Source organism: Micromonospora craterilacus, assembly GCF_003236315.1.
GTDB classification, from domain to species: domain Bacteria; phylum Actinomycetota; class Actinomycetes; order Mycobacteriales; family Micromonosporaceae; genus Micromonospora; species Micromonospora craterilacus.
Genome location: NZ_POTY01000242.1, coordinates 1 through 10,360, shown reverse-complemented (window position 1 = coordinate 10,360; position 10,360 = coordinate 1). Strand labels below are relative to the sequence as shown.

At 71.0% G+C, this 10,360-nt stretch carries 11 protein-coding genes; 5 read left to right on the top strand and 6 right to left on the bottom strand.

From position 1 onward, the window contains the following. Positions 1–19: 19 nt before the first annotated feature. A complete protein-coding gene (locus C1I95_RS27760) occupies positions 20–1,012 on the bottom strand; it encodes an XdhC family protein (RefSeq protein WP_158566487.1) in 993 nt (330 codons plus the stop codon). 127 nt (positions 1,013–1,139) lie between these two features. Here C1I95_RS27760 and C1I95_RS27755 point away from each other — a divergent pair, with 127 nt between their 5' ends. Genes C1I95_RS27755 through C1I95_RS27745 form a run of 3 tightly spaced genes read left to right on the top strand, consistent with a single transcriptional unit; the run spans position 1,140 to position 4,767 of the window. Further along, positions 1,140–1,679 (top strand): (2Fe-2S)-binding protein, encoded by a 540-nt coding sequence (locus C1I95_RS27755; protein ID WP_111218142.1) that lies wholly within the window; start codon positions 1,140–1,142, stop codon positions 1,677–1,679. Next, the gene (locus tag C1I95_RS27750) at positions 1,676–2,665 is read left to right on the top strand and encodes an FAD binding domain-containing protein (RefSeq protein WP_111218140.1); all 990 of its coding nucleotides are present in this window, start codon (positions 1,676–1,678) and stop codon (positions 2,663–2,665) included. Before C1I95_RS27755 ends, C1I95_RS27750 begins: the two co-directional genes overlap by 4 nt. Beyond that, the gene (locus C1I95_RS27745) at positions 2,662–4,767 is read left to right on the top strand and encodes a xanthine dehydrogenase family protein molybdopterin-binding subunit (RefSeq protein ID WP_233513923.1); all 2,106 of its coding nucleotides are present in this window, start codon (positions 2,662–2,664) and stop codon (positions 4,765–4,767) included. The genes C1I95_RS27750 and C1I95_RS27745 overlap by 4 nt, the downstream gene beginning before the upstream one ends. 94 nt (positions 4,768–4,861) lie before the next feature. Here the strand turns inward: C1I95_RS27745 and C1I95_RS27740 are convergent, their stop codons facing one another. Further along, a complete protein-coding gene (locus C1I95_RS27740; protein WP_111218136.1) occupies positions 4,862–5,083 on the bottom strand; it encodes a DUF397 domain-containing protein in 222 nt (73 codons plus the stop codon). Continuing rightward, a complete protein-coding gene (locus tag C1I95_RS27735) occupies positions 5,080–5,949 on the bottom strand; it encodes a helix-turn-helix domain-containing protein (protein ID WP_111218148.1) in 870 nt (289 codons plus the stop codon). The genes C1I95_RS27740 and C1I95_RS27735 overlap by 4 nt, the downstream gene beginning before the upstream one ends. 442 nt (positions 5,950–6,391) lie before the next feature. Here C1I95_RS27735 and C1I95_RS27730 point away from each other — a divergent pair, with 442 nt between their 5' ends. Next, positions 6,392–6,646, top strand: a complete 255-nt coding sequence (locus tag C1I95_RS27730) for a DivIVA domain-containing protein (RefSeq protein WP_111218134.1) — start codon at positions 6,392–6,394, stop codon at positions 6,644–6,646. Next, a complete protein-coding gene (locus C1I95_RS27725; RefSeq protein ID WP_233513922.1) occupies positions 6,643–6,900 on the top strand; it encodes a hypothetical protein in 258 nt (85 codons plus the stop codon). The genes C1I95_RS27730 and C1I95_RS27725 overlap by 4 nt, the downstream gene beginning before the upstream one ends. A gap of 60 nt (positions 6,901–6,960) precedes the next feature. Here the strand turns inward: C1I95_RS27725 and C1I95_RS27720 are convergent, their stop codons facing one another. The 3 genes from C1I95_RS27720 to C1I95_RS27710 form a co-directional block, all read right to left on the bottom strand. Then, positions 6,961–8,193 (bottom strand): MFS transporter, encoded by a 1,233-nt coding sequence (locus C1I95_RS27720; protein ID WP_111218132.1) that lies wholly within the window; start codon positions 8,191–8,193, stop codon positions 6,961–6,963. Positions 8,194–8,348: 155 nt separating this feature from the next. Next, complete coding sequence (locus tag C1I95_RS27715) at positions 8,349–9,452, bottom strand: hypothetical protein (RefSeq protein WP_111218131.1); 1,104 nt, start codon at positions 9,450–9,452, stop codon at positions 8,349–8,351. A 131-nt stretch (positions 9,453–9,583) separates the two neighbouring features. Next, positions 9,584–10,360, bottom strand: a 777-nt coding sequence (locus C1I95_RS27710) for a bifunctional 3'-5' exonuclease/DNA polymerase (RefSeq protein ID WP_111218129.1), incomplete at its 5' end; no start/stop codon positions are given.

The window sequence follows — 10,360 nt, the reverse complement described above, 5'->3', positions numbered from 1 at the left end:
GCGCTCCCCCGCCCACCGGTCACCGCCGAGGGTGCGGCGAGGCCGCATCGACAGCGCGGATTTTTCCCCGGGCGTCGCGCAGTCGGCCGCCCGTCCGCCGGTTACCGATCGCCACCACCTCGGCGAGCATGGACAGCGCGGTCTGGGCCAGGGAGGCCGCGCCGAGGTCCAGGCCCGCCGGGCCGGTGAGCCGGTCGAGGCCCGGTATGCCGGCCAACCGGGCCAGCCGTCGGGCATGGGTGTCCCGGCTGCCCAGCGCGCCGACGAACCCGGCGCGTCCGGCCAGCGCGGCGCGGATCGCCCGATCGTCGATGCGCGGGTCATGGGTGACCACCAGCACCGCGTCGCGGGGGCCCAGCGCGACGGTCGCCAGCCACTCGTCCGGCCACGCGCAGACCACGTCGTCGGCCGCCGGCACCCGTTCCCGCTGGGCGTACGCGGGGCGCGGGTCGACCACGGCCACCCGGTAGCCCATCGGGACCGCCAGGGCGGCCAGCGCGGCGGCCAGGTCCGTCGCACCGACCAGCAGCAGCATCGGGCCGGGCCCGAGTTCCTCGACGAAGTGCTCCGCGCCGCCCGGCAGGCCGTCCCGGTTCGTCGCCGTCGACCACGGGAACGGCGGACGGAGTTCGATGCCCAGCGCCAGCGGGCGGCGGGTGGCCAGCGCCGCGCCGATGGCCGCGTACACCGGGCCGGCCGGCGCGGGGCAGATCAGCACGCTCAGCTCGCCGGCGCAGGCCGGGGCGGGTTCCCAGGGCATCAGGTCCGCGCCGGGGCTGATCGCGGTGAGCCGGGGGCGGGCCCCGTCGAGCACCGAGCGGGCCTGGTCGAGCAGGGTGCCCTCCACGCAGCCGCCGGAGACCGATCCGGTCCAGCCGCCGTCCGAGGCCACCGCCATGGTGGCCCCCAACGGCCGGGAGCCCGGACCGGCGCGGCGGACCAGCCGGGCCAGCACGACGCGTTGCCCGGCGCCGTGCCGCTGCTCGACGAACGGCCACACCTCCGCCAACACTGCCGCCACCCTCCCGCCGCGAGCCACTTGCGTACCTTTTTATAGCTTTTAGACAGGTTGGGCCGTGCGGATCCGTTTAATGCCGATAACTTGGTCGGCAACCCACGACCGTCAGGGGCTGGACATCATGGATACCGAGATCACGCTGCGGGTGGACGGCGCCGACCACCGGCTCACCGTCGACACCCGGACCACCCTGCTCGACGCGCTGCGCGAACGGCTCGGCAACACCAGCCCGAAGAAGGGCTGCGACCACGGCCAGTGCGGCGCCTGCACGGTGCTGCTCGACGGACGACGGGCCAACAGCTGCCTCGCGCTGGCGGTGGCCCACGACGGCGCCGAGATCGTCACCGCCGCCGGGCTGGCGACCGACGGCGAACTGCACCCCATGCAGCGCAGCTTCATCGAGCACGACGCCTTCCAGTGCGGCTACTGCACCCCCGGGCAGATCGTCTCCGCGGTCGCCATGCTCGAAGAGGCGGCGACGGGCTGGCCCAGCACGGTGACATTCAGCCCGCCGGACGGCACGGCCGGCGAACCCGACACCGGCCCGGTCGACCTGGCCACCAACCCCGACGAGATCCGCGAACGGATGAGCGGCAACCTGTGCCGCTGCGCCGCGTACGCGAACATGATCCCCGCGATCCAGGAGGTGGCCCGGTCATGAGGCCGTTCCGGTACGAACGCGCCACCGACCCGGCCGGCGCGGTCGCCCTGCTCGCCCGCTCGCCGCAGGCGGCGTACCTCGGCGGCGGCACCAACCTGGTCGACCTGATGAAACTCGACGTGGCCCGACCCGATCTGCTGGTCGACGTCCGGGGGGTGACCTCCCGCGCGATCGAGGAACTGCCCGACGGCGGCGTACGCATCGGGGCCGGCGTGTCCAACAGCGACCTGGCCGCCGATCCGCTGATCCGCCGCCGCTACCCGGTGGTCGCCCAGGCCGTCCTGGCCGGCGCCTCCACCCAGTTGCGCAACCTCGCCACCGTCGGCGGCAACCTGCTGCAACGCACCCGGTGCGTGTACTTCCAGGACGTCAGCACCGCCTGCAACAAACGGGAACCCGGCTCCGGCTGCTCGGCGATCGAGGGGCACAACCGGGACCTGGCCATCCTCGGCACCTCCCCGGACTGCATCGCCACCCACCCGTCCGACCTGGCCGTCGCGCTGGCCGCGATGGACGCGACGGTGCAGACCGTCGGCCCGGACGGCAGCCGCGCCATCCCGCTGACCGAGCTGCACCGGCTGCCCGGATCCGAGCCCCAACACGACAACGTGCTCACCCACGGTGAGCTGATCACCGCCGTCGACCTGCCCCCGCTGCCCTTCGCCGCCCGCTCGTACTACCGCAAGATCCGCGACCGGGCCTCGTACGCCTTCGCGCTGGTCTCGGTCGCCGCCGCGATCGACCTGGCCGACGGGCAGGTGCGCGACGTCCGGATCGCGCTCGGCGGCGTGGCGCACAAGCCGTGGCGGGCGACCCGGGCCGAGGACCTGCTGCGCGGCGGGCCGGCCACCGAGGAGCGGCTGCGCCGGGCCGCCGAGGCCGAACTCGCCGACGCCCAGCCCCAGTCGGACAACGCCTTCAAGATCCCGCTGGCCCGCAACGCCATCGTCCGTACCGTGCTGGACCTGACCGGGACGGCGCGGTGAGTGCCGTCGCCCCACGCGCCATGGGCCAGCCGCTCAGCCGGTTCGAGGGGGAGGACAAGGTGCGCGGACTGGCGACGTACGCCTTCGAACATCCGGTACCGCATCCGGCCTACCTTTCCGCCGTGCGCAGCACCGTTGCCACGGGAGAGATCATCGGCATCGACTGTAGCCAGGCCAGCGCCCAGCCGGGCGTCCTCGCGGTGCTGACCCACCTGAACGCGCCCCGGCTGGGCATCGACGACGGTGAACTGCGCATCCTCCAGTCCGGCGACGTCGCCTTCCGCGGCCAGTTCGTCGGCGGCGTGATCGCCGAGTCCTCGGAGATCGCCCGGCACGCCGCCGCCCTGGTCCGGGTCGACTACCGGGAGCGGCCCCACGACGTCGACCTGGAGTCCAGCCGCGAGCGGGGACAGCTGCGCGTACCGCAGCAGACGATGGCGCTCTTCCCGATGGACACCGACAAGGGCGACGTGGACTCCGCGCTCGCCGCGGCGGCCGTCCAGGTGGACTCCACCTACCGCACCCCCTGGTACAACCACAACCCGCTGGAACCACACACCACCATCGCCTGCTGGACCTCCGCCGGGCTCACCCTGCACGTCTCCACGCAGCACCCGCAGGGCGTCCAGACCACGGTCGCCACCGCGTTCCGACTCGAACCGGACCAGATCCGGGTGTTCTCCCCGCACGTCGGCGGCGCGTTCGGCTCGAAAGGCCCCCGTCACTCCGACCTCATCCTCGCCGTGATGGCCGCCCAACTCGTCCCGGACCGGCCGGTACGCTTCGCGCTCACCCGGCACCAGATGTTCTCCCAGACCGGCTACCGGTCCCCGACCATGCAACGGGTACGCCTCGGCGCCGACGCCGACGGACGGCTGACCGCCGTCGCCCACGAGTCGATCGAACAGACCTCCCGGCTCAAGGAATTCGCCGAACACGCCACCCGGGCAACCCCGACCATGTACGCCACGCCCCACCTCCAGGTCCGGCAGCAGCTGGCCGCGCTGGATCTGCCGACGCCCGCAATCATGCGAGCACCGGGCGAGTGCGTCGGCATGTTCGCCCTCGAATCGGCAATGGACGAACTCGCCGTCGCGGGCGGTCTCGACCCGGTGGAGCTGCGCATCCGCAACGAGCCGGACACTCACCCGCTGGACGGGCTGCCGTTCTCCAGCCGCAGCCTGCCCGCCTGCCTGCGCGAGGGGGCACGCCGGTTCGGCTGGGAGTCACGCGACCCCACCCCCCGGGCCCGCCGCCACGACGGCTGGCTGGTGGGTACGGGAGTGGCCGCGGCGACCTATCCGACCCTGCGGCTGCCCGGTTCCAAGGTCACCATCCGGGTCACGCCGGACGGCCGGCACACCGTGCTGATGGCGGCGGTGGACATCGGCACCGGCACCCGCACCGCGCTGACCCAGGTCGCCGCCGACGCGTTGCGGGTCGACCTCGCGCAGGTCGAACTACGCCTCGGCGACACCGCGTACCCGCCCGCGGCGCCGGAGGGCGGGTCGGCGGGCATCACCAGCTGGGGCGCCACCATCTGCGCGGGAGCCGACGAACTCCGCCGACGGCTGGCCGCCGACCACGGCGGTACGGTCCCGGCCGAGGGCCTGGAGGTCACCGTCGACATGCCGGAGAACCCCCACCTCAAGCAGTACGCGATGCACGCCTTCGGCGCGCAGTTCGCCGAGGTACGCGTGCACGACGAGACCGGCGAGATCCGGGTGCCCCGCCAACTCGGGGTGTACGCGGTCGGCCGGGTGGTCAACCCGAAGACCGCCCACTCGCAGCTGATCGGCGGGATGACCATGGGCCTGTCCATGGCGCTGCACGAGGCGAGCATCCTGGACCCGCGCTACGGGCACGTGGTCAACCACGACCTGGCCACGTACCACGTCAGCAGCAACGCCGACGTCGGCACCGTCGATGCGTACTGGGTCGAGGAGGACGACCCGTACGTCAACCCGATGGGCACCAAGGGCCTCGGCGAGATCGGCATCGTCGGCGCCGCCGCCGCCATCGCCAACGCGGTGCACCACGCCACCGGCGTACGCATCCGCGAACTACCCATCACCCTCGACAAACTGCTCCCGCACGAGTAATCCACAAGATTGGACCCAGTCCGGGATCTTGGTACGGAACTGCCCTTATAGGGGCGGTTCCGTACCAAGATCCTTGACTCCATGAGGGCTGGTGTCAGGCCGGGGTGAAGTCGAACTCGCCGTCCTTGACGCCGCCGACGAAGGCTGTCCACTCCTCAGCGGTGTAGACGATCGTCGCGGCGTCGCGAGCCTTGCTGTGCCGGACAGCAACCCGGCCCGACCCGTCGAGCAGCGGCCCGGCCTCGACGCAGCTACCGCCGTTGCTTGCGCTCTTGGTGCTAATGTGCCAAGCCACTGCGGGCAGGATTTCACTCATGGAAGATTCTCCCCAATGGTCGTGATCAGCTTCGCCGACTCCTGCGGGTCGAGGGCGACCCCTCGCAGCCGATCGTACGCAACGGCATAGCGCTTCGACTTCGGAGATTCCATGAAGAAGCGGCCCCCAAGGTGCTCTGCGTATGCGACCTCGGGGTATGGCTTCGGCATCCTGAACAGCCAAAACGAGCCGTCCAACCCAGGGTGCAGGCCGACTCTCGACGGCATTACGCGAACATCGATGTTAGGACGCGAAAGCAGCTCACCGAGGTGCTGTAGCTGATCACGCATCAGTGCTGCTCCGCCGACGGGGCGACGCAGGACACTCTCGTCGATGACCGCCGTGATACGAAGGGGCGGCTCCCGATCGAGCACCCGCTGACGGTCCAGCCGCAACTGCAACCACTTGCCGACCGAGTAGTCGGTCGCCTTCTCGCCCTCGGCGTTACGGATCACCGCCTCCGCGTAGTCGCGCGTCTGCATCAGCCCCGGCATGAGCATTGCGTCCCACGAGCAGATCTGCTCCGCTCGGCTCTCCAACCACGGGAAGTCGATGAAGGACGCGTCCACCAGCTCGTCGTAGTCGTCGTCCCACCGATCCGTACGCCAAGCGTCCTCGGCAAGTTGGATGAAGCGGTTCCGCTCCCGCCCGTCGTGCTCGCCGTAGAGGTCGAGGAGGGACACCACGACGCCACGGCGGAACGGCCACTCGGCGCGTTCCCACCGGGCGATCGAGGAGAAGTCCCGTTCGAGGAAGTGCGCTGCCTGCTTGAGAGTGATGCCACGCTCCTCGCGTAGCTGCCTCATCTGCTGCCCGAGCCATTGAGCACGCAGCGTCTGCACAAAGGATTCGCGTTTGACGGGCATGATCCCCTCTTTCCGAGCCATCTCTGAATGAGATCCATTGGGGTTGGTTGCACCAATGCCGAAGCCACTGGAAACGTGGTCTTCGGGTGAGGGTGATCACCGACCCCCGGGGACGCCCGGTGCAAGCACGATGACCGCGGCTGTGCCAACAGCCGAGAAGGTGACGAGAGACGGCTTCGCGTGTGGCAGACGCATACCGGCTCTCGTCGGGTCTCAACATGGAGCCGCGCCACGGCGCATATCGACTCCGACCGACTTATTGAAATACCTATCACGGAAAGGCGAGTCCCCGCGACCCTGCCTGGCCGGGAATCCTGCAACACCCACCGGCAGCCCGGTGGCCGTACCGCCGAATGAGGCTGCGGTCGCCGGGCGGGGCGGCCCTGCCCGAAATTCCCCCTTCGCCGCAGGGCCGCCCCTTCCACACCAAAGAAGGCAACCGATGAACCGAGGAACGGTCTACGGCGGCGCACCACCCCGGCTGCACCCACACACTGTCCGCGAGCGGCAATTCCCCACCGTGGGTTTCCGCCGGCGCGGCCTCGACCCGCAGGAGGTACGGCGCTTCCTGCACCGCGTCGCGCTGGAACTCGCCACCCTGCAACAGGACGTGGCCCGGCTCAATGACGAGAACTCCCGCATCAAGCGGGCCCTGCGCGACTGGCAGACCGCCCAGACGCAGCGGCGAATGTCATGAGCCCGCAGACCCGGCACGTGATCCACCTGCCGGTGGCCGTCGCCGATCTGGCCGGGGCGCTCCGCTTCGCGTACACCCTGACCCGCTCGCTGGCCCTGATACCAGGGATTGAGGCGGCCGGCGTGACCGTGTCCGCCGAGGACGCCCAGCACGTACGACACTGGGTGTTCTGCGACCGGGCCATGCCGGACCGGGGTCGGTGCGCCCGCCGGGCCGACCACGACGGCCCCTGCTCCCCGAGCTTCCCGCCATAGCTGATGACCAGGTGGTGACCAGCCACCACGATGCCAAGGCCATGCGCGAGCGCGTCTTCTTCAATGCCTCAATGCTTCACCGCGGTCCGTTACCTCGCCGTCCGTCCCGGCGAAGCGGATCACGAGTGGACCACGACGTCCCAGCGCCCACACGGTGAGCGCGAAGCAGCAGAGCGCGGTTCCCGTGATCGTGACCGCTGTCCAGCCGCCCGCGGACCAGAGCGTGGTCGCGGCGGCGGAGCCGAAAGCAGCGCCGATGAAGTTGCCGGTGGCTAGCGCCGTGTTGAGCCGGCTGCGGGCCTCGTGAGAGAGGGCGAACAGCCGCGCCCGGTTGAGCAGGGCCTGCGTCTGGAGCGCCACGTCGATCATGACGATCGCGACGATGATAAGTACGACGGACCGGCCGGCGAACGCCGCGACGACGAAGGCGCCGAGGGCCAGTAGCCAGGCCGCGCCGGTGGCCGGAAGCGACCAACCGCGATCGTGCAGCCGACCGCCGTGCAGGCCGGACAGGACACCAGCGAGGCCAGCCAACCCGAACAACCCGATCACCGCTACCGGGTACCCGAACGGCGGGCCGCTGAGCAGGAACGTCAGCGCCGTCCAGAACAGCGCGAACACGGCGAACCCGGTGGCGGCCAGGACCAGCGTCCATCGGGCCGCCCGCTCGCCCATCACCACCGCGCCGACCGAGGCGATGAGCTGCGGGTACGGCATGCGCGTCTGCGGTGCCAGCGGTGGAATCGCGCGATAGAACAGGAGGGCGAGCAGGACGGCGACGACCGCGGCGAGGGCGAAGACCGTCCGCCACCCGGCGGCGCCGGCGACGAACCCGCTGATCGTGCGGGAAGCCAGAATGCCGGTAAGGGTCCCGGACCCGACGACGCCGACGATCCGACCGCGGTGGGCGTCGCCGGCCAGGTCCCCGGCGAGCGGTGTGAGGACCTGCCCGGAAATCGTCGTCACGCCGAGCACGCCCAATGCGAGCAGGAGCACGCCGATCGACGGCGCCAGCGCGCACCACAGCAGTGCGACGGCCGAGGCCAGCAGCATCACCGGGACGAACCGACGGCGGTCGAGGACGTCACCGAGCGGCACCAGCAGCAGCACACCGACGGCGTACCCGACCTGCGTCGCCGTGACGAGCCAGCCGGCCGTCGCGGTCGCGGCGCGCAGATCGCCTGCAATCAAGCCCAGTAGCGGCTGCGCCCAGTACAGGTTGCCGATGGCCACTCCCGCCGCCACCGCGAACAGGAACGTCAGCCGGCGGCTCATCTCCGACGGCGGTGCCATGCGGGTGCTGCCACCCTGCCACGCTACGGCGCGGAATCAAGGCGTCGGGTCAAGCGAGGCCTGGGCATGGCAGGGCCGCATCCGCACGCTGCGCGGCGCGGCGCGGTGATCGTCGTCAGCGCCCACCGGAGCTTTCCTTTATTGGTGCATGAGCACTACTCGTCGCGGCGGGTGGCGAGGCGTAGCCGGCGCTTGACGCCGCCGGCCGCCCGGTTTTTGAGTCGCGCGAAGACCTTCTCCTTGTGGTCGTCGGGCTGCTCGCTGAGAGACTCCGCGTGCCCCAGCATGCCGACGATGGTCTCGATCGCGACCTGGAGCAACTGGCTGTCGTCGAGGTCGTCGGGGGTGCCGGTCTGCTTCATCTTCGTCGGCCGCAGTTCGTCGAGGTCCCCGACGATCTGGCACGGGTAGTCCTGGAGTTCCTTGATCTGCTGCTCGGCGAGTTCCATCACCCACTCGGCCCGGTCCAGGCCGACGCCGAACTTCAGCTCGTTGGCCCGCTGCTTGAGCACGGAGTCGACCAGGTGGCGGTGGACGACCTTCTGGTACGGCGTCCGGAGCGGGTAGCTGTCGCCCAACGCCAGGTTGACGCGCCGGAGCAGTTCGATCTCGGCGGCGCCGAGCGACGGGTTCGAGGTGGGTTCCGCCAACTCGCACAGCCCGTCCGGGATGCCCATGATGCCGGCGAACCGGTGCCACAGGAGGTCGCGTGGGGCGCCGGGAGGCGGGACCGTCACCAGGTGCCGTCGCTCGGCCGGCACCAGGTCACCCCATCGGCGCAGCATGCGCAGGGCCGTGTGGTTCTCCCAGAAGGTCTCGGCCTTGCCCTGTTCCACGGCGCCCATGAAGGCCCCGAACCGCCATCCGCTCCGGGCCCTGATGCTCTGCTGCCAGAACGACGGGAAGGTACGCCACAGATCGCGCCCCGCCACGATGATGTGGACCTCGGCGGGTTGCAGGCTCTCCACCGCCCGGGTCGCCTGCTCGGTGGTGGCCGCACCCAACCCCTCGTTACTGATGATCACATCACCGGACCATGTGCCGGCCTTCTCGGCCAGCCGGTCCCAGGTCCAGTAGACGTCGGTGTCCCGCCAGCGCGCCTGACGCAGGTCGGCCATCGCCTGATCGTGGGCCACGGCGCTGCTCGGCAGCAGAATGCCGGCGTCCTCCAACACCTGCTGGTTGCTCCAGAGCACGTTCTGCACATAGGTGCTTCCGGTCTTCGGAGCGCCGATGTGCAGGTAGACGCGTCTGGCCATGCTGCCTCCCGAGGCACCTTCACCAAGTTGATCGAAGCGGTCAGGTTTTGCGGCGCACAGGCTGGCACACCAACATGAACAGCAGGGGGACGGCCGGTCGCGGTCAGGCAGTCAGCCCGGCCGGGTGCCACTCACGCCGCGTCGGCGTAGCACTCCACGATCGACAGATCCAGCGGGAAGCGGACCGGGGTGTCACCGAAGAGCAACGCGGTGGCCCGCCGCCCGGCCCGTTCGACCGCCTCGGCGACCCGCTCCGCCTGCTCCGCCAGGCAGTGCACGATCACCTCGTCGTGCTGAAAGAAGACCAGCTCGGCACCGGTGCCGGCCAGCTCACCGCGGAGCACCGCCAGCAGCGTGGAAGCCCACTCGGCGGCGGTGGCCTGGATGACGAAGTTGCGGGTGAACCGGCCCCGGGAACGGGCCGCCCGGGCCCGCGGCGACTGCGGATCACCCGCCGCGTCCGGATCCGCCACCCCGTCGTCGCCGCCGAACCCCGCCGTCCCCGGCGGACAGGTACGCCCCAGCCACGACCGCACCAGCCCGCCGGCCTCGCCGGTACGCGCCGCCGCCTCGACGTGGCCGAACGCCGTCGGATAGTTGCGCCGCAGCACCGCCAGGGCCGGCACCGCCTCCCCACCGGTCTGCCCGTACATCGCCCCGAGCAGGGCCAGCTTGGCCCGGCCCCGGTCGCCGCCGAACGCATCCCGGGCCAACGCCGCGTACAGGTCTCCGGTCGCGCCCGCCTCGGCGAGCCGGGCGTCACCGGAGACGGCCGCCAGCACCCGGGGCTCCAGCTGCCCGGCGTCGGCCACCACGAACCGCCACCCCGGATCGGCCACCGCCGCCCGGCGGACCACCTTCGGGATCTGCAACGCGCCACCGCCCCGGGTGGCCCACCGCCCCGACAC

Excerpts from the sequence above, each read along its gene's own strand:
- C1I95_RS27730 (WP_111218134.1), top strand. The coding sequence starts at position 6,392 with ATGAACCGAGGAACGGTCTACGGCGGCGCACCACCCCGGCTGCACCCA.
- C1I95_RS27715 (WP_111218131.1), bottom strand. The coding sequence starts at position 9,452 with ATGGCCAGACGCGTCTACCTGCACATCGGCGCTCCGAAGACCGGAAGC.
- C1I95_RS27735 (WP_111218148.1), bottom strand. The coding sequence starts at position 5,949 with ATGCCCGTCAAACGCGAATCCTTTGTGCAGACGCTGCGTGCTCAATGG.
- C1I95_RS27750 (WP_111218140.1), top strand. The coding sequence starts at position 1,676 with ATGAGGCCGTTCCGGTACGAACGCGCCACCGACCCGGCCGGCGCGGTC.
- C1I95_RS27720 (WP_111218132.1), bottom strand. The coding sequence starts at position 8,193 with ATGGCACCGCCGTCGGAGATGAGCCGCCGGCTGACGTTCCTGTTCGCG.
- C1I95_RS27755 (WP_111218142.1), top strand. The coding sequence starts at position 1,140 with ATGGATACCGAGATCACGCTGCGGGTGGACGGCGCCGACCACCGGCTC.
- C1I95_RS27740 (WP_111218136.1), bottom strand. The coding sequence starts at position 5,083 with ATGAGTGAAATCCTGCCCGCAGTGGCTTGGCACATTAGCACCAAGAGC.
- C1I95_RS27725 (WP_233513922.1), top strand. The coding sequence starts at position 6,643 with ATGAGCCCGCAGACCCGGCACGTGATCCACCTGCCGGTGGCCGTCGCC.